This is a genomic window from Roseobacter phycocola (assembly GCF_042055075.2).
In the GTDB taxonomy this organism is placed as follows: Bacteria; Pseudomonadota; Alphaproteobacteria; order Rhodobacterales; family Rhodobacteraceae; genus Roseobacter.
In genome coordinates this window covers 65,515-92,261 of sequence record NZ_CP194012.1, presented here as the reverse complement: position 1 = coordinate 92,261, position 26,747 = coordinate 65,515, and the positions used below count along the sequence as shown (strand labels likewise).

Sequence of the window (26,747 nt, the reverse complement as noted above, 5' to 3'; positions counted from 1 at the left end):
GCAGAACCCTACCCGCTTCTTCTGGCCCGAAATATCCCGGGGGAGCGCGCAGCGCGGGGGCAGAGCCCCCAGGTCCTGTTCCAACCGGGCGCGAACCCAATGCGCTTTGCGCAACGCTGCCTCGCGCTTTGCGGGTTTATGTTCATAAACCCGCACTTAAACCATCCTCGCGGCTTCCGCCGCCCGCTTCTGCTTGTCCAGCTTCTTCTGATGCTGCGCGCGGAAGTCCGGACGCAGGTTTGGATCACCCTCCCAGACACCCGCGGTATCCGCGTGGCCGACGTCCTCGAAGAACGCCTTCATGCGGTCCATACGGCCTTTGTTTGCGATGGCCGCATTGATCACAGTTGCCAGTGAACCCGCGCCCGCCACACCCATCAGCGGTCGTGCCGAAATCAGGTTGGTGAAATAAAGCCCCGGAACACCCAGCTCCTTGGCCTTCTGCACCACTGGTGTCGTGCCAATGGCCAGGTCGGGTTTCACCGCTTCCATCGCCGCACAGTCATCTTCCAGCGATGCCCGGTATTTTACCTGTACGCCATTGGCCTCCAGCCAGGCTGCATCATCCGCGGACCATTCGGATTTTGCACAGGCCGTGCCGACGTACGGAACCTTCGCTCCGCTTTCGATCAGCAGGCGCGCCACCAGAAGTTCTGATCCCTCATAGCCAGACAATGTGATTGTGCCGTCAATCGGGGTCGCAGCAAGCGCTCCCTGAATGGCGGGCAACACGGCATTCTGTGCGGCAGCAATCGCCTCGGCGGGGACGCCATATGTCTCGCCAATTGCCTTCAGCCATGCGGCCGTCCCGTCATAGCCAACAGGTGCGGAGCCCACCACCGGACGTCCGGCCGCGCGGAACTCCCGCACGGTATCGACATAGAACGGATGGATCGCCGCGACGACCGAACAATCGAGCGCTGCATAAAGTTCCCGCCATTCGCGGCACGGCATCACCGGACCCGCAGCCAAACCCATCGGGGCCAGCATCTGCCCGATCATCATCGGATCCGCGGGGAACATTTCGCCCAGCAACGCCACGGTCGGCCGCGTAGATTTCCCGCCAACAGGTGCTGCAACAGGACCCGCTTCAACTTCTGCCCGGGCATACTTCAGCATGGCACCGGCCAGCACATCCTTGGCTTCGGCATGTGTGGGCACACCAAAACCAGGCACATCAATGCCGACAATCCGGACGCCGTTTATCTCTTCGGGCAGCAGGCGCAGCGGCACACCGCTGGCCGTCGGCACACACAGGTTCGTCACGACGATGGCATCGTACCTGTCAGGATCAGCCAGCTCATGCACGGAATCCCGGATGTCTTCATAGAGCTTGCCGGTAACGAGGCTCTCAGAGTTGAACGGCACATATCCGACCGACCGCCGCGCGCCGTAGAAATGCGACACAAAGGTCAGACCATAGACACAACAGGCAGAGCCGCTCAGGATCGTTGCGACCCGCTTCATACGAAGACCGACACGCAGGGAACCGAAAGCAGGACACATAGACTGCGGCTTGTCATGCGGACCCAGCGGGTAGTCCTCGCGGAATTTGTCCAGCAGTTCGGACTGGCCGGCTGCACGTGCCGCCTCGGCCATGTCCTCTCCCGAATGACAGCCCATTGCATCCGCAGGCGCCCCGGATGTCACCCGCGAGACGTCACCGTGCGGATGACCCCTGATCACCTCAACTTCGGACGCATCGTCATATGTGACTTCAGATTTCACTTGTCGGTGTCTCTCTGTTTTGGCGAGCCCATTCTGCTGATTTCCAGCAAAAGCTGTTTGGACTGCTCCAGAGTCTCCTGTCCCTGCTCAACGCACTCAATCGCACGCTGACCCAGCCAGCGGCTGCGCGCCGCTGTTTCCTCGCAGGCCCAGAAGATCTCAGGCTTCGTCATAGACCACTTCCAGCGATGGTTTCGGTGCAGCATTCTTGCCGCGCATATCTTCGTCTGATGCCGGCTCCAGCACGACATCGCCGCCGGTCTCGGACGCATCGAACAGCCCCAGCAGCCCGTCCTGATCCAGCGGCGCAGGGCGCATTGGCGGGGCTTCGGCGACATTCACACCCAGCTCTGCAAAGAGCGGGCCCCACTGGGTCTCCATCGATCCGACAATCTGATAGTTGGCGGATTTCCGGCGCAGGTCCTCGTCCGCCGGGATGGAGGCCAGGATCGGAATATCCACCGCTTCAGCAAAGGCCGCTGCTTCGCCGGTGCCGTCATCCTTGTTGATGACCAGACCCGCCACGCCTACGTTGCCACCCAGCTTGCGGAAATACTCCACCGCCGAGCAGACATTGTTCGCAACATAAAGCGACTGCAGATCGTTTGACGCAACGAGGATAACCTTCTGCGCCATGTCCCGCGCAATCGGCAGACCAAAGCCCCCGCAAACCACATCGCCCAGGAAATCGAGCAGGACGTAGTCAAAGTCCCAGTCGTGGAACCCGAGCTTTTCAAGCAGTTCGAAACCATGGATGATCCCGCGCCCGCCGCAGCCGCGCCCGACCTCCGGGCCGCCGAGTTCCATCGCAAATACGCCGCCGCGCTTGAAACAGACGTCTCCGATCTTCACCTCCTCGCCCGCCAGCTTCTTGCGGGTTGAGGTCTCGATGATCGTCGGGCATGCCTTGCCACCGAACAGCAGGCTCGTGGTGTCCGACTTCGGGTCACAGCCAATGAGCAGCACACGCTTGCCCTGTTCGGCCATCATGTGGCTGAGGTTGGCCAGCGTGAAAGACTTGCCGATCCCGCCCTTGCCATAGATCGCGATGATCTGCGTTTTGGACGTGGGCTCGGACTGCGGCACTTCCAGTGTCGCCTCACCCGCTTCGTCCTTCAGACGGGCATCGTAATCCTTGAGGTTCGGAACTTCGTCCTTCATGCCACATCCTTCCAGTTCAGAATCATTTTGAGGCAGGACGGATCAGAGAACGCCCGCTGATAGGCCGCGGGCGCATCCGCCGCGCGGCTGGTATTTGTGATCAGCCCGTCAAGGCTCAGCAGCCCGGCCTCGACCAGCGCGCGCGTTGCGGCGAGATCGTCATGCGTCCATTCGGCGGCGACGCGGAAGCGCGCCTCTTTCATGAAGGCTGGCGGGAATGCGAAACTGATCGGGTCGGTGTAAAAGCCTGCGAGCACGATCTCGCCACCCTTGCCCATCCGGGCGACCAGTTCATTCAGCACACCGACACTGCCGGAGGCATCGTAGACGGACATGTAATCGCGCCGCGGATCTTCGGCCGGGTCGATGACCTCATAGCCCTCCGCACCACTGCGGCGGTCAGGGTCGGTTTCCCAGACCATCGGCGCCGGAGCACCTGCTGCAATTGTCAGCCGGGCCAGCAAACGTCCCAGCACGCCGTGGCCCACAATCAGGTCCGGCACGGATTTGTTCAGCCCCGCCATCGAATGGCGCGCCGTCGCCGCCAGCGCCAGCAGCGCCCCTGCCGGGCCAAGCGTCGAATCGATTCGCGTAACCCGGTCCGGCGCGGTCACTACGCGGGCCGCGGCACCACCGAAAAGCCCAAAGGCACCGTCATAGCAGTTTGCCCCCGGCACAAAGACCCGGTCGCCGGCGCGATAGCCTGACGCAGGCGACGCCTCGACGACCTCACCAACGGCTTCGTAACCGGGCACCAGCGGATAGCCCATGCCCGGAAAAGGCGGCATCTGCCCTGACCAGAAGAGTTTTTCCGTACCTGTGGAAATTCCGGAGTGGGAGATATCAACCACCAGATCATCCGCTCCGGGCGCCGTCAGCGCCAGGCTGTCGACATCCAGATCACGCGGACCCTTCAGCAGAACGGCGGTGGTTTCCAATGTTCTCTCCATCGTCTCTTCCGTGGGAACTGATCTGGATCAAAGACTCATGATCACGATCAGTCACAATTGTCAGTTTAAGCTTACATACTCAACTGTCAATTAAAATGGACACATGCGCCGATCAGTTGTCAGGCTTCACCGCCATCAGGGTGCGCGTGACATATGCCCGCGCCGGGGACGGGCTCTGAATACCGGTGAATCCTGCCGCCTCGCACAGCGCTCTTATCTCACCGGGGGTACGTGTCCGGCCGGTTTGCATCGCCAGCGTATAAAAAGCGAAGTAGACATCGCCGGCTCTGTCGGGGGCACGGTCACCCCCCATAGGCTCTGATATGATCAGCCGGCCCCCCGCGGGCAGCGCGTCATAAACTGCGGCAAGCAAGGCTTCGACCGTCGCGTCTGCGTGATCATAGAGCACGCGGATCAGCGAAATCGCATCAGCACCCTCGGGCAAAGGATCATCCCGGAACGACCCCGGATGCAGGGTGACACGATCCGCCATCCCTGCTGCTTCGAACCGCGCAACAGCTCCGGGCGTGACCTGTGGCAGATCAAAAAGCCCCAGTTCCATTCCGGGCCAGGCCTTACCAGCGGCTTCGAGAAACGCGCCGGTACCTCCGCCGATATCGAGAAGCCGCGTAACACCTTTCAGGGAGACGGCGCGCAACGTGTCCTCTGCGACAAGCCGCTGGCTCTGAGCCATCAGATCCGAGTAGGTCTCGGCCACCGCCGGATCAATCTGACCCCGTGCGCCGAATACATAGGGCCAGAACTCCGACAGTTCCGTCTGATCGGGCCCCCGCAGCAAAGCCACCGGGTCGGCCAGGTCGGCATAGAATGCGCGATGGTGCCGGATCATCGCCTCGAGCCCAGGCACGCCCATCAGCGCCGCACCCTTCCGCGCAAGGTGGTACCGGCCCGCCCGGTCGCGCCGCAACAGTTTCAGCGCTGCGGCACCGCGCAGCAGAATTTCCATCCGGTCGTGCGGGACATCGGTTGCGAGGCCCAGACGTTCCGCTGTCAGCGGACCGCCGCGCAGCCGCCGCAACAGGTCCAGTTCAACGACTGCCATCAGAACCTGGCTCTGAACGAATCCCTGGACGATATCGAAGAGCACCGCCCCATCCCGCCGCGCCTGGCCCCGTGTCAGGGGAAAGCGGCTGGCCCAGCTCTGAAACCCGGGGCGTGCAACCAGCCGGTTCAGCCAGCCCCCGCGCCACCCGGGAAGCTGTGCGCTCAGATCAGACATTGCCGGAACGTGCCGTCGCCGTTGCCGGTGCCACCGGTGTCAGACGTTCGGCGTATTTACGCACCATCTCTGCCAGCTGCGCTTCGCCCGGACAGGACGGGATCGATGCGATGGCACCGCCAAGAATGTCACGCAGCCGGGAGATCGCACCCTGTACACCCAGCAGCGTGACCGCATTGGGCCGCCCGTGCAGATCATCCTGGCCCGCCGGTTTGCCCAGGGTCTCCGCATCATAAAGCGCGTCGCGCAGATCGTCCGCCACCTGGAACGCCTCACCGATGCGGGCGCCCAGTTCAAACCAGGGCTCTGCATCCTGGCCTGCGGAAATCGCACCCATCTGCGTGGCGGCGATAAACAATGCGCCGGTTTTGGCCTGGTGATAGGCGGACAGGTCAATATCTGCCTCACTTTCCCAGCCCTGACCCGCGCAGATCCCGCCCGGCATACCGGTACGCTGCGCCAGGGTCATGATCAGCTGCGCCACGCGGTCGGGTGCTGCGCCGGACTGGCGCGCAAGAATTTCAAAGGCCAGCACGATCAGGCTGTCACCTGTCAGAACGGCCAGCGGTTCGGAATAGGCTTTGTGCACAGACGGTTTGCCGCGCCGGATATCCGCATCATCGAAACAGGGCAGATCATCATGCACGAGGCTGGCACAGTGTATCAGTTCGAGCGCCGAGGCTGCCGCATCCGACAGAGCCGGGCGGTCGTCTCCGCAGGCCATTGCAACCGACATACAGATCGTGGGCCTGATCCGCGCGCCACCGGGTTCTGTCGCATAGCCCAGTGCTGAGGCCAGCCGGGGCGGAACGGCCCCCCTGCCCTGACCCACGGCCACTGACTGTGCAATTGCCGCCTCGATCCGCGCATTCATGCCCATCGGAAACTCCTTCTGACCTTATGTGTCATTTAATTACGACACTAAAGTGTAAATCATACTGGACAGTTTGGCTCAGTGAGTCAACAATCCCCTATGCACCTTCAAACCGCCCCTCTGCTGCCGGACCGCCCGCGCGCCATCGTCGTCGGCGCCGGCATTGCCGGTCTTGCGGCCACGCTGCGGCTTGCGGCGGGCGGTATGGCGGTCACCCTGCTGGAACGTCACGGTCACGCAGGCGGCAAGATCAGAACCCTGCCCAGCGATGCAGGGCCGGTTGCCGCCGGACCAACAGTGCTGACCATGCGACACGTTTTTGACGACCTTTTTGACGCTGCAGGGGCGCGGCTCGAAGATCACGTGACCCTGCACCGGCAAACAACCCTCGCGCGCCATTTCTGGCCCGACGGCAGCACGCTGGATCTCTTTGAGGACCCGCAGAAAAGTGCTGCTGCCATTGACGGATTTGCAGGACCAAAGGCGGCTGAAGAATTCCGCGCTTTCAATGCCCGGACCGCGCGGCTGTTTCAGGCCTTCGATGCGCCGATGATGCAGGCGGCAAAACCCCGCCTTTCGGAACTGGTGCCACATGTTCTGCACCAGCCAGACCTGATCCGGGCGATGTCGCCCCTGTCTTCTCTGCGCACCGCGCTGACCCGGCAGTTTTCTGATCCGCGCCTCGCACAGCTTTTCGGTCGCTATGCCACCTATGTGGGCGGCGCGCCGCACCTGAGCCCGGCGATCCTTTCCCTGATCTGGCAAGCCGAAGCTGCCGGCGTCTGGGTCGTCGAGGGCGGCATGCACCACCTGGCCGAAGCCGTGGCCACCCTTGCCCGGCGCAAAGGCGCAGACATCCGCCTGGGAGAGGATGTGAAAGAGATCTGCCTGAAAGGCGGCCGGGTAAACGGCGTAACGCTGTCCTGCGGGGCCTTTCTTGATGCGGACACCGTGGTCTATGCCGGGGACCCGCGCTCACTGGCCACCGGCAGGCTGGGCCGTGACCTGCAGCAGGTCGCACCACAGACAGCCAGCCTGCCCCGCTCTTTCTCGGCACGGGTTTACAGCTTTGCGGCACGCCCCGATGGACCGGCACTCGCGCATCACAACGTCTTTTTTGACGCCGATCCGGACGCGGAGTTTCTGGACCTCGAGGCAGGCCGGGTTCCACGCGACCCCACACTCTACCTGTGCGCCTGCGACCGCGGCCAGGGCACAGCGCCCCCCACAACGGAACGTTTTGAGATCATCACAAACGCCCCGGCAACAGACACATTCGGCATTCCCGAGGACCTCGACCAATGGCATCATCAGATCATGCAGAAGATGGCGGGTTTCGGCCTGACTTTCAGCCCGGAACCGGCAGTGACGACAGTTACGACACCACAGACCTTCGCCAGGCTGTTTCCGGACACGCTGGGCGCGCTCTACGGCCAGACCCCGCACGGCATGACCGCCGCGCTGAAACGCCCGACAGCACAGACATCTGTCCCGGGGCTCTGGCTGGCGGGGGGCGGCACGCACCCGGGTGCCGGTGTGCCCATGGCGACACTCTCCGCCCGGCACGCGGCCGCGGCGATCTTAAGCGACCAAACTTTGACATCCCCGTCGCGCCCAACGGCTATGCCTGGTGGTACGTCGACGGTCTGAGCGACTGCGGCAAACGCGCGGTCTCGGTCATCGGTTTTATCGGCTCAGTCTTCTCGCCCTGGTACCGCTGGTCGGGGCGGAAAAACCCGCAGAATCACGTCTGTATCAATGTGGCAACCTATGGGCCCGGCGGGCGGTTCACCATGACGGATCGCGGTGAAAACGCCCTGCGCCAGACCGGCAGCCGGTTTCAGGTCGGCCCTTCGATGATGCGCTGGGATCAGGGCAGGCTTGTGATCGACATCGACGAAGTGTCCGGCCCGCCTATCATCAGCCGTATTCGCGGCACCATCACCGTGACCCCGTCTGCGGTAACTTCGGTTGAACTGCCGCTGACACCGGACGGTGCGCATATCTGGCGCCCCTTTGCGCCCTGTTCACGCATCGAGGTGAACATCGACAGACCCGGCTGGCAGTGGCAGGGCGAAGGCTATTTCGATGCCAATTTCGGGACCCGCGCGCTGGAAGAGGACTTCAGCTACTGGACCTGGGGCCGCTATCCCACGTCGCGAGGGGCGACCTGTTTTTATGACGCCACCCGGCTGGACGGGTCAGAACTGGCCGCCGGTTTCCGTTTCGATCACCAGGGTCAGGCCGCAGCGATCCCCCTGCCCCCCAAAGCGCGCATGCGCCGCAGTCTCTGGGCCGTCGCCCGCGAAACCCGGGCTGACGCCGGGGCGCGCGCAAGACAGAAACTGAATATGCTGGATGCTCCGTTTTATTCGCGCTCTGCAGTGGAAACGGTGCTCGACGGAGAACGGACCACCGGCGTGCATGAAGCGCTGGACCTGCGGCGCTTCCGCTCCCCGCTTCTCAAACCGATGCTGGCGGTGCGGGTACCAAGACGCAGAAACTGGAACTGGGCCTGAAGGACAGGGACAATACCGGTCGGGCGTGTCGCCGAAAAGCAGCAGACGGACGCCGGCACCGTCATCCGGTGAAGCAAAATGGCGGCACTGTCACATTCGTGGGCCAGGTGCAGTGCCGCCGGTACAGCGCAGGCGGAGATTTCGACAGTCCCTGCGCTATACGGATTGGTTATTGCTGCAGCGATGCAGGTGTCGCGTCTTCGATGGTTTCCCAGTTGTTATCCGCTTGCTGGATAAAGCCCGGAATGTCTGTCGACCAACGCTCCTGAATGTCTTTCGACAGGTTCAGATACAGCTCTCCGTCAACGATTTTCCAGTGGTGCGGGTCGCCGTCGAATTTGAAACCCATGGCCGCGCCGAATGCGCAGTAGCCGCCATATTCAGGCACATAGGCATCCGGGTTCGCCTCAAAAGTGGCTTTGTGCTCTTCGCTGGAGAACCAGTATGTCGCGTCGTTGTGGATCGTGGTGATCTTGTAGCTGCCTTTGGTCGCTTCACCCTGGGTGAAATAGGCAACAGGGTCATATCCCTGCAGCGCGAGACCTGTGGAAGATGCATTCAGTTCGGGTCCCGCGGCCAGTGCGGTTGTGGCAACGGCCAGGGTTACGGCGGCGGCGAGGCCTGCGGATTTGATGATGTTCATTGTCTTCCTTTCTGAGTGCGGGGCGTGGGTAATGCCGGTCGTGGAGTTCAGGTCCCGTCTGTGAGGGACACCCAGAGAAATACCGTTTAAGACCAAATAGTACAAAACAACTAAATGTGAGCCTTGCGTGAGGTGACGCAGGCTCTATTTTTATGTACGAAAATCAGATTTTCTGAGGAACAGGCATGGCCCGACCCCGCGAATTTAACTACGAAGACGCCTTGCAGGGTGCCATGAATATCTTTTGGCAAAAGGGATACCGGGCAACCACTCTGCCGGATCTGCTGGCGGCGATGGAAATGACGCGCGGCAGTTTCTACCAGGCATTCGGCGACAAGGAAGCGACATATCTTGAGGCCCTGGACTGCTACGACGAGGCCGTTGTCAGCAGGACAGTAGAGATGCTGGGCCGCTGCAACGAGCCGACCGCGGTTGCCTGTCTCATGCCGCTGTTTCAGGGCAACGATACCGACCGGCGTGGCTGCTTTATCTGCAATGCCATGGTCGAAATGGGTCCGGACCACCCCAGGGCAGCCCGAAAGGTTCAGGCCATGGCGGATCGGCTGCGCGAGGCGATTCTGTCCGTGCTGCAGCAGTACCGGCAGAACACCACAGACCGCGACCTGCAGGAGACCGCCGATCTGATCCTGCATCTCTATTTCGGCAAGCAGGCCATGGGCAAAGCCGGCGGTACGGCAGCAGACTGGGAAGGGCGGCTGCGGTCTCTGATCTGAGGTCCCGGACCGGAAAACCCATTTGGCCAGACAACAACCCGCAGGACGGGTTCAGGATGCGATGTCAGGCGGATTGCGCGCGGCATCCGGGTTCATGCGCCAGACCCCGGCGTTCAGCGCGGCGGCAATCGTCACCCACACCAGGTAGGGCACAAAGAGAACCCCGGCGAGCGTGTCCACCTGCCAGTGCGCCACCATAGCAAAGAAAACCGTGAGCCAGAGAAAAGAGACCACGGCCATGCCCAGCCGGATATTGCGCAGGCCAAAGAACACCGGTGTCCAGAGCCCATTGAACGCGATCTGCAGCGCCCAGAGCGCCAGCGCCAGACCGGCTCCTTCTGCCATCGCAACCCTTGCCCCTGCCGTCGCCATGCAGATGTAAAGCACCAGCCATGTCACCGGAAACACCCAGTCCGGCGGCGTGAACCAGGGTTTGTTCAGCGCCCTGTACCAGGGTCCCGGCGGAAACAGACCGCCTGTAGCCCCTGCCCCGAGACAGGCCACCAGAAAGACAGAGAACAACAGCCAGAACATAGCGGTTATGTCACTCCCGTGCGCCGCCCGGTCAGGCGCGCGCGTTCATTGCGGCGGTGCTGCTCAAGCGTGCTCAGCACCGAAATCAGCGCATCACTGCGCGAGGCCACAGGCCCGCCGCGCGCCGCCGCATCTACCAGGAACTGCACCTCTTGCAGCGGCTTTGCATAAAGCACGGCAGACCGTGGCATGACCATGCTGGCACCGCTCAGCAGCACCGACTGGCCCAGCCAGCCGATCTTCTGCCATTTCGACGTGCGGGCGCGGGCGGAAATGGAATCGTAGCCCATCTGCCGCAGCTGCCCGCCGATACCGGCATAAATGAACCGCGCCGCGTAGATCCCGGGCCGGCAACTGCGCGGCAGGGCACCAACCCCGGCCTCAGACCGCATGTAGAGACGATTGGCCTCCATCACCAGGCGGCGGACCATCATGCGTACCGCCTTGGTCGGTCGCGGATCACTGACAAAGGTTTCCGGGTCGATCCCGGCCTCCTCCAGCCACTCCAGCGGCAGGTAAATCCGCCGCTCCAGCGCGTCTTCGCCCACATCGCGCGCAATGTTTGTCAGCTGCATCGCGACGCCCAGATCGCAGGCGCGTGCCAGGGCATCGGCATCGCGCGTGCCCATCAGCACGCACATCATGGCCCCCACAGCGGACGCCACACGCGCAGAATAATCCATAACCCCGGACAGGGTCTCATACCGCCGGGCATCGGCATCCCAGGCCAGCCCCTCCAGCAGCGCATCCGGCAGCGCCCGGGGCATTTCAAACTGTTCCGTCATCGCAGCAAAAGCGCGGTCTGTCGGTGCGTTTTCCGGACGTCCGGCATAGACCGCATCCAGCCTGTCACGCAGGCGCAGCACCGACCCGACCTTATCCGCTTTAAGATCAACCTCGTCGTCGGCCAGCCGGCAGAATGCATAAAGCGCCAGCGCCGGGTCGCGCACATGTGCGGGCAACAGCTTTGACGCGGCATGAAAGGACAAAGACCCATGCCGTATCGCCTCCCGGCAATGCGCCATGTCATCCGGCGCGATCGCACTGGACCGGCGGGCGCTCATGATCTGACCCCCTGCGGATCGGGCACCAGACGGTCCAGAACCTCCGCCGTGGAGATCACGCCGGGCACACCAGCCCCCGGATGGGTCCCCGCTCCGACCAGGTACAGCCCCTTCGCTTCCTCGGACACGTTGTGCGGCCGGAACCATGCGCTCTGCAGAATGCGCGGCTCGATGGAGAATCCAGCACCAAACGGGCTCAGATAACGGTCGCGGAACGTCTCGGGCGTAAAGATCACCTCGGTACTGATCCGGTCGCGCAGCCCCGGCATCACCTGCTGTTCCAGCACCTGCAGCATCTTTTCGCGGTACTTCGGTTCCTCCACGGACCAGTCCACACCATTGTCGTGACCCAGATGCGGCACCGGACTGAGCACGTAGAAGGTATCGTCGCCCTCCGGGGCGACCGACGGGTCCGTCACTGAAGGCCGGTGGATATACAGGCTCATGTCGTCGCAGAGCTTGCCTTTGATGAAGATGTCCCGCAGCAGGCCTTTGTAGCGCGGGCCATTCAGGATGGTGTGATGTCCGACATCCGGCCACTCCTGCTGCGTGCCTTTTGTCCCGAAATACCAGACAAACAGAGACATGGAATACCGCGTCCGCGCCAGCCGTGCCGGTGTCCAGCGACGGCGCCGGTGGTTGCGCAAAAGATGATTGTAGGTGTGTCCTGAATCCGCATTCGACACCACGATATCCGCACCCATCTCCAGCCCGCTGCTGAGACGCACGCCGCTCACCGCTCCGTCGCGCAGAACGATCTCATCAACCTCTGTGTCCATCAGCAGCGTACCGCCCTGCCCTTCGATCACATTGGCCATGGCCTGCGCCATACCGGCAAGCCCGCCCATCGCATAATGGACGCCGAATTCCTTTTCGAGATAGGCCACAAGGATATACATCGACGTCACGTGCAGCGGGTCACCGCCAATGAAAAGCGGATGGAAACTCAGCGCCATGCGCAGCTTTTCGTCCTTCACGCGGGACGCGGCATGGGCATAGACCGACCGGTCCGCACGCAGACGCGCAAAGGTCGGCAGCACTTTGATCAGTTCCCACAGCTGGTGCATCGACCGGCGGCCCAGATCCTCGAACCCGAACCAGTACCGACGTGCGCTGTCTTCCAGAAAACGTTCGAACCCGGGCACATCTGAGGGCGAAAGCCGTGCCACCTCTTCGCGCATCCGGTCTGTGTCCTGAGACGCCGTAAACGTTGCGCCGTCCGGCCAGCGGATCTCGTAAAAAGGATCAAGCGGCTTCAGCGTGACGTCAGCGTCAAAATCCCGCCCGCAGGCTGCCCAGAGCTCACGGTAAAGCTGCGGCACGGTGACAATCGTGGGGCCGAGGTCAAACCGGTGCCCGTCCTGCCATATGGCTGAACCGCGCCCGCCCGGCACGTCCAGCCGGTCGATCACCGTCACCCGGTAGCCCCGCGCGCCCAGACGCATGGCCGCCGCAAGACCGCCCAGACCTGCGCCAATAACGATCGCCCGGTCACAGCGTCCGGTGTCGGTGGTAACAGATTCGATGGGATCAACACGTGTCATCACCTGCATACAGTAAATGTGTCCAGTTTGATTTACAATTGTGTTCTTCCCATTTGCGCAATTGCGTGTCAGACTTAGTTGACACTTTTGAGACCAGCGCGCGCCATGAAGGACACTCCGATCGTCACACTGAGCTTTTTCCGCTTTGCGGGACCGGTTGCGCGCGCGTGGGCTCTGGGGATGATGGGTGCGGCCCGTTTTGCCCTGCCAAAAGTGCCGCAGATCGGGTTCTGGAAACTCTGCGGCTCCGGGACCGGTGAGGGGTTCACCCCCGTGCCAAACACCGCCGTTTACGCCATTCTCGCCAGCTGGCCCGACGCAGAAACGGCGCGGCAGCAGACCAGCAAGGCTGCGGTTTTCCGCCGGTACCACAACCGCGCCACCGAAAGCTGGACGGTGATTCTGGAAACGAGCACTTCACGCGGACGCTGGTCCGGGACGGAGCCCTTTTCACCGACCGGCCGGACGCCATCCGGGCCGCTGGCCGCGCTGACCCGGGCGACAATCAGGCCCTCAATCGCAATGAAGTTCTGGCAACGCGTGCCCGATATCAGCCGGATGATCGGCTCTGACCGGAATGTTGCCTTCAAAATCGGCATCGGAGAGGTGCCCCTGCTGCATCAGGTCACGTTCTCCATCTGGCCGGACGCCACCAGCATGGCCGCCTTCGCCCGGACAAACGGGCCACACGCCGCCGCCATCCGCGCGGTGCGTGACGGCAACTGGTTCTCCGAAGAACTCTACGCACGGTTCGCCATTCTGGGCGATACCGGCACCTGGGGCGGCTCCAGCCCCCTGAAACATCTGGAAATTCCCGTATGAAGACCCCCTTCCCTTTCTCGGCCATCGTCGGCCAGCACGAGATGAAACAGGCCATGATCCTCACCGCGGTCGATCCCGGTATTGGCGGCGTGCTGGTGTTCGGAGACCGCGGCACCGGCAAGTCTACGGCCGTGCGCGCCCTCGCAGCCCTGCTGCCACCCATCCGGATGGTCGAAGGCTGCCCCGTGAATGCGCCAAAGGTCGCAGAATGCCCCGACTGGGCTGAATTAGGCTCGAAAAAGCTTGTAACCCGACCCACCCCGGTCATCGACCTGCCGCTTGGAGCAACAGAGGACCGCGTGGTCGGAGCGCTTGATATCGAACGGGCCCTGACACGCGGAGAGAAGGCCTTTGAACCGGGACTTCTGGCCCGGGCCAACCGCGGCTACCTCTACATTGATGAGGTCAATCTGCTGGAGGATCACATCGTGGATCTGCTGCTGGATGTAGCTCAGTCGGGCGAGAATGTCGTCGAACGCGAGGGGCTGTCGATCCGGCACCCTGCACGGTTTGTGCTGGTCGGATCGGGCAACCCGGAAGAGGGCGAACTGCGCCCGCAACTGCTCGACCGGTTCGGCCTGTCGGTGGAGGTCCGCTCACCGTCTGATGCAGCAGAACGGGTGGAAGTGATCCGACGGCGCGACGCTTTCGAGACTGATCCGGGCGGGTTCATGGAAACCTGGTCCGCCCGCGACGCAGAGGTGCGGGACACGATCCTCAAGGCGCGCAAACGGCTGGCGAAAATCCAGACCCCGGACGACATCCTGACCGATTGCGCCGAACTGTGTATCGCCCTTGGCTCCGACGGATTACGTGGTGAGCTGACGCTGCTGCGCACCGCCCGCGCGCTCGCCGCCTGGCAGGGCGCGCGCAAGCTCAAACGCGATCATCTGCGCGAAATCGCTCCGTCCGCCCTGTCCCACCGCCTGCGCCGCGACCCACTGGATGAAGCCGGCTCCGGCGAGCGGGTCAGACGCATCGTCGGGGACGTGCTGGGGTGAGCGGCAAGGCCGACAGCTGGCACCTTGCCGCACTCGGCGCGGGTCTGCTGCTGTTCGATCCACAGCGTCTGGGCGGCGCGCATATCCGGATGCGTGCAGGCCCCGCGCGGGACCGGGTTCTCGACGGGCTGAAAGACCTCCAGGCAAGGCGCATACATCCCGGCATAACCGATGAACAGCTGTTTGGCGGCATTGACCTCAGCGCGACGCTTGAGTCGAGTCAACTAATTGAAAATTCAGGATTTTTTCATAGCTCTTGTACAGCCATCCTGACGATGGCGGAACGTTGCTCTGCCGGGCTGGCCGCGCGGCTGGCGCAGCAGCTGGATATGGATGCCGGGCACTGCATTCTGGCGCTCGACGAGGGTGCCGAACCGGACGAAACGCTGCCCGCGAGCCTCTCGGAGCGCCTGCCGTTCCGCTTCGCGCCCGAGGGCCGGATGCCCATGGACTGGGCGCCTGTCCCCGCGGGGACAACGACCACTGACCCCTCTGTTGTGACTGTCCCGGATGGCACGGGCGAGGCACTGACACTGCTGGCCGCACGCTTCGGGATCAACAGCCTGCGCGCGCCGCTGATGGCGCTGCGGGTGGCCCGGGCGCACGCAGGGTTTCACGGCAGGATGGCGGTTACCGATGCGGACATTGAAGCCGCCGCCATGCTGGTATTCCCGCATCGCGCTACCTGCGTGCCGGAAGAAACCGACGCAGCCGACGAGCCCCCTGCCCCTCCGCCACCGGATAAGCCACAGGACACTGACGGCGATCCCGGCAATACCGACAGCCTGCCGGACGGCGATATCCTCGTGGACGCCGTGCAGGCGCTGCTGCCCGCTGATCTGCTGGCCGGTCTTGTCCCCGCGGGGACAGCCCCGTGTTCGGGTGGTGCAGGCGCAGGCAAGGCGCGCAAGGGCAACCGGCGCGGACGTCCCCTGCCCTCCCGCCCCGGACGGCTTGATGGCACGTCGCGCATTGATCTTGTCGCCACCCTTCGGGCCGCGGCGCCGTGGCAGCCGTTGCGCCGCCGCGCGCAACCGGACAGAAAGGGGCTTCTGATCCGCCCTGCGGACATCCGCCTCAAGCGCTTCGAGGAGCAGTCCGACCGCCTGCTGATCTTCACAGTCGACGCCTCGGGCTCCGCCGCCGTGTCACGCCTGAACGAGGCCAAGGGCGCGGTGGAGATGTTGCTGGCCCAGGCGTATGCCGCGCGGGACCACGTGGCCCTGATCGCCTTTCGTGGCACGGGCGCGGAACTTTTGCTGCCGCCAACCCGCTCGCTGGTCCAGACCAAGCGACGGCTCGCAAGCCTGCCCGGCGGCGGTGGCACGCCTCTGGCAGCAGGGCTGGAGCAGGCAGCCGCCCTTGCCACGCAAAGCCGGGCCCGCGGCCTTACTCCAACCGTTGTCGTGCTGACCGACGGACGCGCAAACGTGGCACTTGATGGCACCCCGGACCGGGCTGCGGCAGCCAGAGACACCGAGCAGTTTGCTGACGTTTTGCGTGTTCAGGGCATCGGCGCGCTGGTTATCGACATGTCGACACGGCCTCAGGACGCCCTCAAAGCCCTCTCAGCGCGCCTGGACGCTCCATACCTCGCCCTGCCCCGCGCAGACGCAAAACGCCTCACAGGCGCTGTGAGCGCCGCTCTGGACGGCTGAGGCCGTGCAATGGCCCCCACCAGATGACTGGCCCCACCCGGGCATCTCACGGCAGGTGATGTCGCGGCCGCACCGCTGGCACGTCCAGGAGACCGGCACCGGCCCGCTGATCCTGCTGCTGCATGGCGCCGGTGGCAGCACACATTCCTTCCGCGCACTGATCCCGATCCTTGCCGCGTCCTTTCACGTGGTCGCCATCGATCTGCCAGGTCAGGGGTTTACGCAGCTGGGTGCGAGGCATCGCTGCGGGCTCGACGCGATGGCAGAGGATGTGTTGGCGCTCTGTGCGCACGAGGGCTGGCAGCCGGAGGCCATCATCGGTCATTCCGCCGGCGGTGCGCTGGCTCTGCGCCTGTCCGGCAGCCTGCTGTCCCCGCGGGGACACCCACCGGCCATCATCGGTATCAATGCAGCACTGGACACGTTTCAGGGCCTTGCCGGGGTCTTGTTTCCGGTGCTCGCAAAGCTGCTTGCAGCGGTTCCCTTTACGGCGCGCGTGTTCTCTGCCACGTCGGGCACGCCCACGCGTGTCAACGCTCTGATCCGCGGTACAGGCTCTGAGTTAGACTCTTACGGGATTGATCTGTACCGGCGGCTGGTGGCTGACCGCGACCATGCAGACGCGACGCTGCTGATGATGGCGCAATGGGAGCTGGACAGCTTGCTGAAAAGCCTGCCAGACCTCACTGCACGCACCTTGCTGATCGCCGGTGAACGGGACAAAACAGTGCCTCCTGATGTGTCACAGAAGGCCGCACAACAGATCCCCGGCGCGGCCTTTGTCCTGCTGAAGGACGTGGGTCACCTTGCCCATGAGGAAGACCCGGAACGGGTCGCCCGTCATATCCTGGATTTTCTGGAGAACTAGTCTTTGAGGCTGTCGAGAAATGCCCGCGCGGCAAGCTCCAGGCGGCGCGGGTCAACGGTGCCGAAATCATGATCCAGCAGCACCTCGAACTTACCTGCCGACGCCGTGCACTTTGCAACACCTTCGGGCCGGTTGAGCCGGATCGTCGTACGCGCGGTTGAGCGTGGTGCAACAGCTTTGCCTGGCTTTGGCTGCGCCTTTGCGGCCCCGGCCACGGCGCCACGCAACAGGCTCACCTCGGTGGGCGCATCCCGGTCCGGCTGGCTGTCCAGCACCGCACGGACCTGGCCTGCGAACCGCGGGTTCGCCTCCAGCAGCTTCACAAGGCTCAGACCTGTCGCCCGGGGAATGCTTTCAGGAAACTTCAGCGCGTCACCAAGCGCCGCCAGAAGGCGCACGAAATGACCGATATAGTTCCGCTTCTGACGACCCGCAGAGGCATAGAGCGTTTCAATCGCATCGGTCACCGTATGCCCACCACGTTCGGCGTAGGACATGGCCAGCTGCGCCATCTCGGCAAAAGAAATATCGCGGCGCACCAGGTTTTCATCGACCATCCGCCGGTAAAGGTGATCCAGCTGCGCACCCCGCGCCTGAAGCGTCGCGGGGATTGTGGCATATCTGGCATCGCCGGTTTCCGCCTGCAGCTCGCGCCAGGCGCTTAGTCGCCGGAAACCCTGGATCAGTTCGTAACCATCCCCGACCTCCTCAACATGGATCGGATTCGACAGACCAACCGCGCGGATCGACGCCTTGAGCTCTTCCAGCTCCGGGTCACGCCCGGCGGCACGGTCGCGCACCAGTTTGGAGGCACTGATCTGCGCAGGATCGATCCTGTCAAGAATCTGACCATTCTTTTTGAGCGCCACGTATTCATGTGCCAGCCGGTCATTTTCGGCCCGGATGTCAGCCTCGGCAGACTGGCGGGCGCTGAGCGCCTCTGCGTTCTCGGAGATTGCCGCCGCCATCGGGCCGCGCCGGGCAGGGGCTTCATCCTCTGTCCCCGCGGGGACAGACGCCTCGTCAAAGTCGATGTCAAAGACACGCCGCTTGCTCATTGCTCATCCTCCAGCTGATCCCAGGCCGTACAAAGGTGGGTTCGGAATTCCGCATAGGCCTGGTCAAAAGAGGCGCGGGCACGCCGCCAGGTTTCGCGGGTCATATCGCGATAATCGATCTCGTAGATCGAGGACAGAAAACGCCCCGACTGCTCGACGGCACGCGTCATTTCGATCGGGTGTTCTGCAACCCTATCACCCCAGACTTTGACAAAGGCCTGCTGCATCGCGCGGTGCAGATCGTTGTTGGGCTCAAAGCGTGTGAGCAGGAAGCGCAGATCCAGAAAGGTTTTGGGCAGGTTCATTGTCCCCGCGGGGACAAGTCCGGAAAACCGGCTCAGATCCTCCAGCGCCTCGGCCAGCTGACCGATGAATGACGTGGTGGAATCGTATTCCCAGTAACCGGGTCCAGAGGGGATGTAGAGCATGTCGGCTGCAAAAACCGCGTTCATCGACTGATAGCCAATCGCGGGCGGGCAGTCGAACAGCACCAGATCATAGGCGTCCGCTGGCAGCTGGTCGAGAAAGCGCGACACGGCGGCAAAAAACGACCATTCGGGATTGAGGTGCCGGTACTGTGCGCTGGCAAATTCGACAAAGGCCGCATTGGCGCAGGAAGGCACGATATCAATCGTCGGCCAGTTCGTCGGCTTGATGAAATCCGTTGTCCGCAGGTCGCCCAGACCCATATCCGTGATGCTGGACGGCAGTCGGCGCTGGGGCAGGGCGGTGCCGCTCTCGGCGCCCTGGGCGCTGCGGTTCATGCGCTCCGTCTCGGCGGCCAGATCGCGTGCCATGATACCCCAGACGGTGTACTCCTCCGCCACGTCGCTGAGCCCCATGGAGTGGCTGAGCGTGGCCTGCGGATCAAAGTCAACACAGAGCACCCGGTAGCCATCAAGGGCCGCGGCATGGGCGAAATGCAGCGCCACGGTGGATTTACCCGCACCGCCCTTGAAGTTGGCGATGGCCGCCCGCATCGCGCGCTTGCCCGCTGGCCGGTAGGGCATCAGCGATTTGCGGTTCACTTTCAGCCGCCTGCGCATCTCGTTGATCTCTTCGAGGCTGTACCAGTGCTGGCGTCCGTCGGCCTCGACCGTGCCCTGGGGCAGGGTAGGGTCCGCCGCCAGCCGTCCGCGCATCGTTGACTGGTTCACCCGGAAAATCAGCTCGGCCACTTCCCAGCTTGAGAACCGGCGCAGCGTCTTTTCGTTCTGTGGGCTGTAGGTCTGCTGGCGGATAAATCCCTGCATCCGGAGAGATTGTGCCTGCAGCTGTGCGAGATCTTTGTGCGTGAACATGCGCGGCCTGTCTGCTGTCTGTTGTCCCCGCGGGGACGCTAATTCTTGTTTTTTCCAGATTTACGCGGATTTGGCGAAAAAGGCAAAAGGGAATATCGTAAAACGGCGGATGTAGCCGACATCACCCGAAACACCGGATTTCCCCGGGGAACAGGTGTTCCGGTGATTCTGTTCCGCAAAATGAACTGCCCATGAATTGCCAGGGCAATTGCCTGGATTTAGGGGGACAGGTTTCACAAGCACACTGCAGATTGGGGGACAAAAGCAATCAAATAGGGGACATCATGAGTGTCACCCAATACCATATAAACCGGATTTTTCTTTTTCATGAGGTCCAGGTATCCGGCAATTCCACACAAAGCCTTGACAGAATCGGCGCTTCGGACGCAAATCAGACATCGTTTGCGAAAAACGGCGAGATCAGGCATGATCTGGCACAGAGGCTGGACAACCAGCCCGGTTCCCGAGGCAGCACGGACCGCTCACCGGCCGATGCATCACTGAAATTGAGGGCAGGATATGCTTTCCCAGAGACCTGTGGGTCGTGGGGCATCTGCACGCAAGTATGATCTGCTGACTGCGATGGGGGCACTGGCCCTGTCGCAGGGAAAGCATGATCAGAGACGTGTGCTGAGGCTGATGACCCTGATCACCGCGAGATACAACTGGGCCCGCGACGAACTGGCTGTCGGGCAGCGCGAGATTGCGCGACTGTGGTCGGTGGATGAACGCACCGTCAAACGTGAGATGTCCCTGTTGCGGGCGCGGGGGTGGCTCTGTGTGCGCCGCCAGGGCGCGCGGGGCAGAGTCACGGAATACAGTCTCGGGATTGATCGTATTCTTGCTGATACAGAAGCGACCTGGGCTGCGGTAGGTCCTGATTTCGAACTGCGCATGGGGCATCAGGACACGCCCGCTGTGGTGCCCTTACCCGTGCGTGGGGACGTACCTGCGCCCGACGTATCCGGAGGCACGGAATGGGCGCTGGCCCGGGCGGTCCTGCACGCAGAGGACGCGGGCACTTATGCCTCGTGGATTGCCGCGCTGGAACGGGTTGAGCGGGCAGGGGGCCGGTTGACGCTGCGGGCTCCCTCGCGTTTTCATGCGGCCTATGTGCAGACACACCTCGAACGGCGCCTGCTCACGGCGTGCCGGGATGTGGACAGCGACGTTTCCGAACTCAGGATTGTGACCTGATGACTTTTCTTGTTCTGACGATGCCGCCTCTGGTCTGGGCGGTAGCACTGGCCTGGATGGCCGCCTGGCTCGTGTCAGCGATGCGGCACCGTCCGCGTGCGGCGCGGCTGCCTGGCGGCATTGCTCTTGCTCAGCTGGCCGGGGCAGGGGCCGCGCTTGCCCTCACGGCAGTGGATCAGACCGGCAGGCCCGCCTGCATGCTGGGCATCGGCGGCATGGCCGTGAATGCAGGGCTTTTCCTGATCGGATCGGTTGTTCTTGTGATCCTGCTGATCCTGGCACGACCGCGGCTGGAGGCGGTGGGGGGCGCTCTGGTGCCGATAGCCGCCGTGCTGACGAGTTGGCTGGCGGCCCTGGTTCACATGCGTTCGGCTTTGTTCTGCACGCTCTGAAAACCCGGCGGAATAATGAAAAAAGGGCAGCTCGTCAGAGCCGCCCTTTGCCTTGATATTATGAGCTATCAGGCCTTTTTACGTGCCTTGCGCGCGGCAAGTCCGCCGACCGCCGCAAGAAGCATCAGGCCTGTGGCGGGCAACGGAACCTCGTTTACCTTCACAGTCACAGAAAGGATTTTGAAAGCATCATCCCATGCAGGCGCGCCAATGCCGAACATGGAGGCCGATGGAGCGTTTTCACCCAGTGCCAGAGTGCTTTGGACATCGTCCATAAACAGGAACTCCAGCGGGGTGCCTGCAAAGAGATCAAAGTTGTCCACCAGAGTTTTGGTGCCGTAAACGTTCTTGTAGTAACAACCGTACCAGCCGCAAACATAACGGCGATCAATCACTGTGCGCACATTGGTCGACCTGAAGGATCCAAATTCGATCTCATGCAGCGTTACGTCCTGGTCAAAACTGAGCTTGATCAGATCGTTTTTGACCGAGCCGTCAACACGGTGGTTGTCGGTGCAACCATAGCGGTTTGCCGAGCTGCAGGATCCAAGGCCATAGCCCTCCCACTGACCAAGCCAGATACGCGACCCGATCTCTTTGGTGTCACTGTTGTACCTGTGCGCGGTGACATCAACAGACAGCTCACCATCTTCGGAGTCGAAGGTTTCGCCCCATGTCCAGTAATGTGAATCCGGTGCTGTGAAATCGATCTTTGTTGTTGCTGCTGACACCGCAGACACACTCAAGGCGGCCAGAGCGGCCGCGATTGCTATCATCTTCATTGTTACTTCACCCCTCGTAACGTTGCGGGTCCCGTTCAGGGTGAGTTCCCGCAGCAGTTTGTTAAACTATTCGGCCGGTCCATCGCTGCACATATCCCTCGCAGCATCCGGAGTTCCCCCCGTCCGATGCCGCATAATCGCAATGACGGCAAAATTTTTCAAACAATTTGCGCTAATTGTGTCAGATTTCTGCAATCTGGCCATAATGCCAGGGAAAACCCGCTGATTGTTTCGGATATGGCAACAAATTTTCTCTTGTGGCGAGAGGCCAGACCCGGGGAACAATCGGTGAGGGTTCGAAGACCCTGCGGACAGCCGGGAGCGGTCCGTCAGGCGTGCCCCGGAGCGACTGTTCTGGTCAGCCGTTCAGCACCGAGGGCCAGTTTGCATCACCCGCCCGGATTCGTGCGTCCTGATCCCGTTCCCATTTGCGCTGGAACCGGCGCGAGTAATTCAGAAACAACCGTCCGTCGACGATTTTCCACGCCTCGGGCACTGTGGAGGCGGTGTAGCCTTCGCTGACGGCCCATGCGCAGTAACCGCCGTATTGAGGGGCGTAGGCCTGTGGGTCTGCAGCAAAGGCGTCTCGGTTGGCGGCAGAGGCAAAGCGCCAGGTGGCCCCGTTCCAGTCATGGGTGAAGGCGGCATTGCCCCGGACCGGTTTGCCTTCGGTGAAATAGGCCACTGCATCAGAGCCATCGATCGCGGTGCCGTTGCGGTCCATGTAGACCGGAGGCGTTGCGGCGCGCACCAGTGTTGTTGTGGCAGCCACGGCCGGAATGGCGGCCGATGTGATCAGAAAGGCGCGGCGTGTCAGGGGCATCGGGTCTCTCCTTTTGGTCTGGTTGCTGAAGAGATGGGGCGCCATGGGGCCGGTGCAACCCGTCACACACCGTTGTGAGGAGGTGTCACTGCCGGTAGGTGCGGTGACAGTCCCGGCAGCTGCCGCCCAGAGCGCGCAGGGCCGGTTGCAGGTCATCCGGCCCGGAGATGGACCGGGACAGCCCGTCTGCCACTGTCGCCAGCTCCGTGGACAGCCGGGCGAAGTCATCAAAACGATCCCATATCACAGGCAATGCTTCGGATTTTGCGTCCGTCTCAGGCGCGCGGAACAGTGCAGGGATCTCGGCGGCATAGTCGGAGATGCCTGCGGCGGCGGCACGCGCAGCATCCGCGTCAAACGGTGTTTCGCCCTTTGCCATGGTGCCCAGTGTCTTCATATGGCCTGCGATGTCGCTCATACCGTGCATGCGGGCCATGACCGCGGGATTTGTGACGCCCTGATGCGCCAGCGCGGCAGTGCCCGCAGCAAGTGCCACCAGAAGGAGAAGGAATGTCCGTTTCATGAAAAGCCTGTATTTCCATAATAAAAAAGCCGCCGCCCCAGGAGGGCAGCGGCCATCGTCCATAATGTCAGCAGATCAGCTTTCGCCGCCACCGACTGACGCCAGATAGGCCGCGACGTCTGCGCCACCCTTTTTCAGTTTGAACGCCATACGGGACTTGGCTTTGCTGTCGCCCAGGTATTCACGCAGGAATGCCCGTGGGTCTGCGGTGTATTCCGCCAGGTTTGCTTCGTCCCAGACGAGGCCAGCTTCGCCAGCTGCTACGAGGTCTTTGCCATATTTGAAATCCGCAGTGCCCGCTGTGCGGCCGATCACACCGTAAAGGTTCGGACCTGTTTTGCCGCCCTTCACGATCGTTTCGCCTGCGTCGGATTCGATCATGTGGCAGGATTTGCATTTGTTGAACTCTTTCTCGCCTGCTGCTGCATCGCCGCCGTGGCCGTCGGCAAAAGCGGGAGCTGCGAAGCTGAGCGCGATCAGTGCTGCAAAAGTGCGTGTCATCGGTATCTCCTTCGTTGGTTGCCGTACAACGTAGGAGATACTTGCGAGAGTCAACAGTCACAATTGTGAGAAGATCTGCAGCCGGGCCCCGCGCGCCAGACCGGCAGGCCCTGTCCGGGCATTCGATGAACCGCCCGGCGCGCAGGTGTCGTTTCTTATCCGCCGATAGTGTAGGCCGGGGAAGTCGAACCGTCACGGCGGTTAAAGACAACCTGATCGCCGCTGATCGCCGGTTTACTGCAGATTTCGCCGAGGTCTGCAAAGTTCGCGGGTGCCGAGTAGGTGCTGCAGACCTCCGTTGCGGAGGCGGTATAGACGCCCACGATCGGATTGTCGCGGAAAGAGCCGCCAACAGTCCCGTCAGCATTAAAGATGAATGTTGCCTGCGGCCCGGTCAGCGTTTTTCCGATCAGCGGGTCCGCTGCGGTTGCAGCAGGGGTCTCCCCGGGAGCCGGGTCAGTGGTGGTGTTGCAAGCCGCTACAAGAGCAATGAGCGTAAATGAAATGATGGACCGCATAAAAATCCCTTTTGTCTTTGTGTTAAAATACAGGCTGGCGCCCAGGCAGAAGTCTGCGCAGTCGGGGCGTCAGGTCAATAAATTTTTCAGCGGGATTGTGGGGAGGCTGCCGGACGCCATGCGTCCGGCCCGCCTTTGTGGCTGGTCGTCAGGCGACTGCGTGGCTGATCGCGCATTGTTTCCACAGTTCCTTCAGTGCCAGAACCAGGTGTTCGATGTCGTCGATGCTGTGCATCGGCGATGGCGTAAAGCGCAGCCGCTCGGTGCCCTTGGGGACCGTGGGATAGTTGATGGGCTGCACGTAGATACCGTACTGCTGCATCAGATAATCCGCGATCATCCGGCATTTGACCGGATCCTTGATCATCACGGGGATGATGTGGCTGGGGTTGTTCAGATGCGGGATGCCTTCCTGGTCCAGGCGTTTGCGCAGATAGGCTACGCGTTCGCGCTGCAGCTTCCGCTCGGTTGAGGAGGCCTTGAGGTGCCGGATCGACGTTTGCGCTGCAGCCGCCACAGCCGGGGGCAGGGCGGTCGTAAAGATAAACCCGGAGGCGAAGGACCGGATGAAGTCGCAGAGCGCCTCAGAGCCCGTGATATAGCCGCCCATGACACCGTAGGCCTTGCCCAGGGTGCCCTCGATCAGGGTAATGCGGTCTGCAAGGCCCTCGCGCTCGCTGACGCCGCCGCCGCGCGGGCCATAGAGACCAACGGCATGCACCTCATCGAGATAGGTCAGTGCGCCGTGCTTTTCAGCGACTTCGACGATCTCCTGCATCGGGCAGATGTCGCCGTCCATGGAATAGACACTCTCAAAGGCCACGATTTTGGGGGCATTCGCGGGCAGGGCAGAGAGTTTGCGGTCCAGGTCTTCGGGGTCATTGTGTTTCCACAGCACCTTGTTGGCGCGGGAATGGCGGATACCTTCGATCATGGAGGCGTGGTTCAGTTCATCGGACAGGATGACAGCGTCAGGGATGCGGCTGCCAAGGGTGCTGAGTGCGGCCCAGTTGGACACATAGCCCGAGGTAAAGAGCAGCGCGCTTTCCTTGCCGTGCAGGTCTGCGAGTTCCGCCTCAAGCAGTTTGTGGTTGTGGTTTGTGCCCGAGATATTGCGGGTGCCGCCGGCACCTGCGCCACAGGCATCAATGGTGTCTTTCATGGCGCCGATCACATCCGGATGCTGGCCCATCCCGAGGTAGTCGTTGGAACACCAGACGGTCACCTGATCCGGTGCCTCCTCGTCATGGCAGCGCGCTTTCGGAAAGGCGCCCGCTTTGCGCTCCAGTTCGGCAAAAATGCGGTAGTTGCCGTCTTCCTTCAGTGCGTCCAGTTGCGTTTGGAACAGTGCATCAAAGTCCATGATGTCCCCCTTCTGTTTTCCCTGTGGGTAGTGTGTCCTGTGGTTTTGCTGTGCCCGCCGGAGCAGATGCCGGGATCATCCAGCGCCAGAGTTTTTCGTCCGGAATGGGCAGGACCATCATCCAGTGCTCAAAGAGAGCGAGAGCTGTAATGGCGGTCAGTAAAGTAAATCCTGCAGCAGCGCCCGGTGCTGTTGTCGCGGCAATGCGTTCCAGCCAACAGGCGGCAGCAAAGGTCAGCGCGCTGACAGAGACCGGGAAGAGCCAGTTCATCGCACGGTGCCTGAAATGGCTGGGCAGGTGTGACAGCGCACCCGGCAGAAAATCTACGTTGATTTTGGGCACGCCCAGAAAGAGGTTGAGCTTGGCTGAAATGCGCGCAAAGAACAGCACAGCGAACGTCCAGAGCCCGAAGGGGTTCACGTGGTCCCAGCCTACCAGGAACATTGCAACCAGTGTGGCTGCCAGCAGCATCTCGTGATAGGCAAGCGTGCCCCAGGCGCGGATGAAACGCTCCCACTCGGGGACGCCTTCGGGCAGCGGGCTGGTGTTGGGTCCGGTGATCACACCCGTCAGGAACGCCAGTTCGATCCACCCCCAGATCGCCAGGGCCGACACGAAAGCGACATAGATGCTGAGCGTGTCGTTCGTCCAGAGCGTCACCCAGAACCCTGCCGCTCCGGCGGCCAGAAAGGGCAGGCCAAACCAGACCGCGCGCCGCCGCGCGTGTTCCCCCTGCCTGTCCGCCGAACGGACCACCCACAGGATTGCACCGGTGGAGAACCACCAGGCAAAGAGGGCAAAAAGGGCAGGGGTCCAGAGGGTCACGACAGGTGCCTCCCGGTGCCGGCTTGCGGTTGCGCGCAACCGAAAGCCCCGGGCGCGCACGGCCTCGCATGGCCCGTGCGCCCGGGCCTGCCTGTCTGCACAGACGATATGTGCAGGCGAGGT

The 26,747-nt window shown here is 62.4% G+C and carries 28 protein-coding genes; 9 read left to right on the top strand and 19 right to left on the bottom strand.

Annotated features, from left to right (window positions below; genetic code table 11):
• Positions 1-156: 156 nt before the first annotated feature.
• The 6 genes from bchY to AB4K19_RS20905 form a co-directional block, all read right to left on the bottom strand.
• On the bottom strand, positions 157-1,728 hold the full coding sequence (bchY, locus tag AB4K19_RS20930) for a chlorophyllide a reductase subunit Y (protein WP_375227329.1): 1,572 nt from the start codon (positions 1,726-1,728) through the stop codon (positions 157-159).
• Entirely contained in the window at positions 1,725-1,901 is a 177-nt protein-coding gene (locus tag AB4K19_RS20925; protein WP_375227330.1) for a hypothetical protein, read from the bottom strand. Before AB4K19_RS20925 ends, bchY begins: the two co-directional genes overlap by 4 nt.
• On the bottom strand, positions 1,888-2,889 hold the full coding sequence (locus AB4K19_RS20920) for a chlorophyllide a reductase iron protein subunit X (protein WP_375227331.1): 1,002 nt from the start codon (positions 2,887-2,889) through the stop codon (positions 1,888-1,890). Before AB4K19_RS20920 ends, AB4K19_RS20925 begins: the two co-directional genes overlap by 14 nt.
• Positions 2,886-3,827 (bottom strand): chlorophyll synthesis pathway protein BchC, encoded by a 942-nt coding sequence (gene bchC, locus AB4K19_RS20915; protein WP_436399663.1) that lies wholly within the window; start codon positions 3,825-3,827, stop codon positions 2,886-2,888. Before bchC ends, AB4K19_RS20920 begins: the two co-directional genes overlap by 4 nt.
• A 124-nt stretch (positions 3,828-3,951) precedes the next feature.
• Positions 3,952-5,079 carry a methyltransferase gene (locus AB4K19_RS20910; RefSeq protein ID WP_375227332.1) on the bottom strand — a complete coding sequence of 376 codons (1,128 nt, stop codon included), beginning with the start codon at positions 5,077-5,079 and terminating at the stop codon, positions 3,952-3,954.
• The gene (locus tag AB4K19_RS20905; RefSeq protein ID WP_436399618.1) at positions 5,072-5,959 is read right to left on the bottom strand and encodes a polyprenyl synthetase family protein; all 888 of its coding nucleotides are present in this window, start codon (positions 5,957-5,959) and stop codon (positions 5,072-5,074) included. Before AB4K19_RS20905 ends, AB4K19_RS20910 begins: the two co-directional genes overlap by 8 nt.
• Before the next feature lie 93 nt (positions 5,960-6,052).
• Between AB4K19_RS20905 and crtD the strand changes: the two genes are divergently transcribed.
• Both crtD and crtC read left to right on the top strand, forming a co-directional pair.
• Positions 6,053-7,603, top strand: a complete 1,551-nt coding sequence (gene crtD, locus AB4K19_RS20900; protein ID WP_436399617.1) for a 1-hydroxycarotenoid 3,4-desaturase CrtD — start codon at positions 6,053-6,055, stop codon at positions 7,601-7,603.
• On the top strand, positions 7,600-8,472 hold the full coding sequence (gene crtC, locus AB4K19_RS20895) for a carotenoid 1,2-hydratase (protein ID WP_375227397.1): 873 nt from the start codon (positions 7,600-7,602) through the stop codon (positions 8,470-8,472). Before crtD ends, crtC begins: the two co-directional genes overlap by 4 nt.
• Before the next feature lie 169 nt (positions 8,473-8,641).
• Here crtC and AB4K19_RS20890 read toward each other — a convergent pair whose 3' ends face one another.
• Complete coding sequence (locus AB4K19_RS20890) at positions 8,642-9,115, bottom strand: YHS domain-containing (seleno)protein (protein WP_375227334.1); 474 nt, start codon at positions 9,113-9,115, stop codon at positions 8,642-8,644.
• A gap of 185 nt (positions 9,116-9,300) precedes the next feature.
• On the opposite strand from AB4K19_RS20890, the gene AB4K19_RS20885 reads away from it, so the two are divergent.
• Positions 9,301-9,849, top strand: a complete 549-nt coding sequence (locus tag AB4K19_RS20885) for a TetR/AcrR family transcriptional regulator (protein WP_375227335.1) — start codon at positions 9,301-9,303, stop codon at positions 9,847-9,849.
• Positions 9,850-9,900: 51 nt separating this feature from the next.
• On the opposite strand, the gene tspO is transcribed toward AB4K19_RS20885, so the two are convergent.
• Genes tspO through AB4K19_RS20870 form a run of 3 tightly spaced genes read right to left on the bottom strand, consistent with a single transcriptional unit; the run spans position 9,901 to position 12,991 of the window.
• Positions 9,901-10,383: a tryptophan-rich sensory protein TspO gene (gene tspO, locus AB4K19_RS20880; RefSeq protein WP_436399616.1), complete on the bottom strand. Its 483-nt coding sequence runs from the start codon at positions 10,381-10,383 to the stop codon at positions 9,901-9,903.
• A gap of 5 nt (positions 10,384-10,388) precedes the next feature.
• Entirely contained in the window at positions 10,389-11,447 is a 1,059-nt protein-coding gene (gene crtB / locus AB4K19_RS20875; RefSeq protein ID WP_375227337.1) for a 15-cis-phytoene synthase, read from the bottom strand.
• Positions 11,444-12,991, bottom strand: coding sequence for a phytoene desaturase (locus AB4K19_RS20870; protein ID WP_436399662.1), 1,548 nt, complete (start codon positions 12,989-12,991; stop codon positions 11,444-11,446). The genes crtB and AB4K19_RS20870 overlap by 4 nt, the downstream gene beginning before the upstream one ends.
• 105 nt (positions 12,992-13,096) lie before the next feature.
• Here AB4K19_RS20870 and crtA point away from each other — a divergent pair, with 105 nt between their 5' ends.
• From crtA to bchO, 4 genes are read left to right on the top strand one after another with little or no spacing between them, the layout of a single operon-like run.
• The gene (gene crtA, locus AB4K19_RS20865; RefSeq protein ID WP_436399615.1) at positions 13,097-13,813 is read left to right on the top strand and encodes a spheroidene monooxygenase; all 717 of its coding nucleotides are present in this window, start codon (positions 13,097-13,099) and stop codon (positions 13,811-13,813) included.
• Positions 13,810-14,814, top strand: coding sequence for a magnesium chelatase ATPase subunit I (gene bchI, locus AB4K19_RS20860; RefSeq protein ID WP_436399614.1), 1,005 nt, complete (start codon positions 13,810-13,812; stop codon positions 14,812-14,814). Before crtA ends, bchI begins: the two co-directional genes overlap by 4 nt.
• Positions 14,811-16,472 (top strand): magnesium chelatase subunit D, encoded by a 1,662-nt coding sequence (locus AB4K19_RS20855; protein WP_375227340.1) that lies wholly within the window; start codon positions 14,811-14,813, stop codon positions 16,470-16,472. The genes bchI and AB4K19_RS20855 overlap by 4 nt, the downstream gene beginning before the upstream one ends.
• 58 nt (positions 16,473-16,530) lie before the next feature.
• Positions 16,531-17,340, top strand: coding sequence for an alpha/beta fold hydrolase BchO (gene bchO / locus AB4K19_RS20850; protein WP_375227341.1), 810 nt, complete (start codon positions 16,531-16,533; stop codon positions 17,338-17,340).
• On the opposite strand, the gene AB4K19_RS20845 is transcribed toward bchO, so the two are convergent.
• Together AB4K19_RS20845 and AB4K19_RS20840 are read right to left on the bottom strand one after the other, a co-directional pair.
• Positions 17,337-18,398: a ParB/RepB/Spo0J family partition protein gene (locus AB4K19_RS20845; RefSeq protein ID WP_375227342.1), complete on the bottom strand. Its 1,062-nt coding sequence runs from the start codon at positions 18,396-18,398 to the stop codon at positions 17,337-17,339. The two genes, bchO and AB4K19_RS20845, sit on opposite strands and share 4 nt — an antisense overlap.
• On the bottom strand, positions 18,395-19,699 hold the full coding sequence (locus tag AB4K19_RS20840; RefSeq protein WP_375227343.1) for an AAA family ATPase: 1,305 nt from the start codon (positions 19,697-19,699) through the stop codon (positions 18,395-18,397). The genes AB4K19_RS20845 and AB4K19_RS20840 overlap by 4 nt, the downstream gene beginning before the upstream one ends.
• A 519-nt stretch (positions 19,700-20,218) precedes the next feature.
• Here AB4K19_RS20840 and AB4K19_RS20835 point away from each other — a divergent pair.
• Positions 20,219-20,896 (top strand): hypothetical protein, encoded by a 678-nt coding sequence (locus tag AB4K19_RS20835; RefSeq protein ID WP_436399613.1) that lies wholly within the window; start codon positions 20,219-20,221, stop codon positions 20,894-20,896.
• Complete coding sequence (locus tag AB4K19_RS20830; RefSeq protein ID WP_436399612.1) at positions 20,896-21,288, top strand: hypothetical protein; 393 nt, start codon at positions 20,896-20,898, stop codon at positions 21,286-21,288. Before AB4K19_RS20835 ends, AB4K19_RS20830 begins: the two co-directional genes overlap by 1 nt.
• Positions 21,289-21,356: 68 nt before the next feature.
• Here the strand turns inward: AB4K19_RS20830 and AB4K19_RS20825 are convergent, their stop codons facing one another.
• The 7 genes from AB4K19_RS20825 to puhE all read right to left on the bottom strand — a co-directional run bounded on the left by AB4K19_RS20825 (position 21,357) and on the right by puhE (position 26,624).
• The gene (locus tag AB4K19_RS20825) at positions 21,357-22,070 is read right to left on the bottom strand and encodes a VPLPA-CTERM sorting domain-containing protein (RefSeq protein ID WP_436399611.1); all 714 of its coding nucleotides are present in this window, start codon (positions 22,068-22,070) and stop codon (positions 21,357-21,359) included.
• Between the two features lie 358 nt (positions 22,071-22,428).
• A complete protein-coding gene (locus AB4K19_RS20820) occupies positions 22,429-22,893 on the bottom strand; it encodes a YHS domain-containing (seleno)protein (protein ID WP_375227347.1) in 465 nt (154 codons plus the stop codon).
• An 85-nt stretch (positions 22,894-22,978) separates the two neighbouring features.
• Positions 22,979-23,416, bottom strand: coding sequence for a c-type cytochrome (locus tag AB4K19_RS20815; protein WP_436399610.1), 438 nt, complete (start codon positions 23,414-23,416; stop codon positions 22,979-22,981).
• Positions 23,417-23,491: 75 nt separating this feature from the next.
• The gene (locus tag AB4K19_RS20810) at positions 23,492-23,917 is read right to left on the bottom strand and encodes a c-type cytochrome (RefSeq protein WP_375227349.1); all 426 of its coding nucleotides are present in this window, start codon (positions 23,915-23,917) and stop codon (positions 23,492-23,494) included.
• A 155-nt stretch (positions 23,918-24,072) separates the two neighbouring features.
• Positions 24,073-24,435 (bottom strand): hypothetical protein, encoded by a 363-nt coding sequence (locus AB4K19_RS20805; RefSeq protein ID WP_375227350.1) that lies wholly within the window; start codon positions 24,433-24,435, stop codon positions 24,073-24,075.
• Between the two features lie 148 nt (positions 24,436-24,583).
• Entirely contained in the window at positions 24,584-25,798 is a 1,215-nt protein-coding gene (hemA, locus tag AB4K19_RS20800; protein WP_375227351.1) for a 5-aminolevulinate synthase, read from the bottom strand.
• Positions 25,788-26,624: a putative photosynthetic complex assembly protein PuhE gene (puhE, locus tag AB4K19_RS20795; RefSeq protein WP_375227352.1), complete on the bottom strand. Its 837-nt coding sequence runs from the start codon at positions 26,622-26,624 to the stop codon at positions 25,788-25,790. Before puhE ends, hemA begins: the two co-directional genes overlap by 11 nt.
• Positions 26,625-26,747 lie beyond the last annotated feature (123 nt).

Coding starts and splice junctions, on each gene's coding strand:
- AB4K19_RS20925 (WP_375227330.1), bottom strand. CDS start 1,901: ATGACGAAGCCTGAGATCTTCTGGGCCTGCGAGGAAACAGCGGCGCGC.
- AB4K19_RS20920 (WP_375227331.1), bottom strand. CDS start 2,889: ATGAAGGACGAAGTTCCGAACCTCAAGGATTACGATGCCCGTCTGAAG.
- AB4K19_RS20910 (WP_375227332.1), bottom strand. CDS start 5,079: ATGTCTGATCTGAGCGCACAGCTTCCCGGGTGGCGCGGGGGCTGGCTG.
- AB4K19_RS20905 (WP_436399618.1), bottom strand. CDS start 5,959: ATGGGCATGAATGCGCGGATCGAGGCGGCAATTGCACAGTCAGTGGCC.
- crtD (WP_436399617.1), top strand. CDS start 6,053: ATGCACCTTCAAACCGCCCCTCTGCTGCCGGACCGCCCGCGCGCCATC.
- AB4K19_RS20890 (WP_375227334.1), bottom strand. CDS start 9,115: ATGAACATCATCAAATCCGCAGGCCTCGCCGCCGCCGTAACCCTGGCC.
- AB4K19_RS20885 (WP_375227335.1), top strand. CDS start 9,301: ATGGCCCGACCCCGCGAATTTAACTACGAAGACGCCTTGCAGGGTGCC.
- tspO (WP_436399616.1), bottom strand. CDS start 10,383: ATGTTCTGGCTGTTGTTCTCTGTCTTTCTGGTGGCCTGTCTCGGGGCA.
- crtB (WP_375227337.1), bottom strand. CDS start 11,447: ATGAGCGCCCGCCGGTCCAGTGCGATCGCGCCGGATGACATGGCGCAT.
- AB4K19_RS20870 (WP_436399662.1), bottom strand. CDS start 12,991: ATGACACGTGTTGATCCCATCGAATCTGTTACCACCGACACCGGACGC.
- crtA (WP_436399615.1), top strand. CDS start 13,097: ATGAAGGACACTCCGATCGTCACACTGAGCTTTTTCCGCTTTGCGGGA.
- bchI (WP_436399614.1), top strand. CDS start 13,810: ATGAAGACCCCCTTCCCTTTCTCGGCCATCGTCGGCCAGCACGAGATG.
- bchO (WP_375227341.1), top strand. CDS start 16,531: ATGTCGCGGCCGCACCGCTGGCACGTCCAGGAGACCGGCACCGGCCCG.
- AB4K19_RS20845 (WP_375227342.1), bottom strand. CDS start 18,398: ATGAGCAAGCGGCGTGTCTTTGACATCGACTTTGACGAGGCGTCTGTC.
- AB4K19_RS20840 (WP_375227343.1), bottom strand. CDS start 19,699: ATGTTCACGCACAAAGATCTCGCACAGCTGCAGGCACAATCTCTCCGG.
- AB4K19_RS20835 (WP_436399613.1), top strand. CDS start 20,219: ATGCTTTCCCAGAGACCTGTGGGTCGTGGGGCATCTGCACGCAAGTAT.
- AB4K19_RS20830 (WP_436399612.1), top strand. CDS start 20,896: ATGACTTTTCTTGTTCTGACGATGCCGCCTCTGGTCTGGGCGGTAGCA.
- AB4K19_RS20825 (WP_436399611.1), bottom strand. CDS start 22,070: ATGAAGATGATAGCAATCGCGGCCGCTCTGGCCGCCTTGAGTGTGTCT.
- AB4K19_RS20820 (WP_375227347.1), bottom strand. CDS start 22,893: ATGCCCCTGACACGCCGCGCCTTTCTGATCACATCGGCCGCCATTCCG.
- AB4K19_RS20815 (WP_436399610.1), bottom strand. CDS start 23,416: ATGAAACGGACATTCCTTCTCCTTCTGGTGGCACTTGCTGCGGGCACT.
- AB4K19_RS20810 (WP_375227349.1), bottom strand. CDS start 23,917: ATGACACGCACTTTTGCAGCACTGATCGCGCTCAGCTTCGCAGCTCCC.
- AB4K19_RS20805 (WP_375227350.1), bottom strand. CDS start 24,435: ATGCGGTCCATCATTTCATTTACGCTCATTGCTCTTGTAGCGGCTTGC.
- hemA (WP_375227351.1), bottom strand. CDS start 25,798: ATGGACTTTGATGCACTGTTCCAAACGCAACTGGACGCACTGAAGGAA.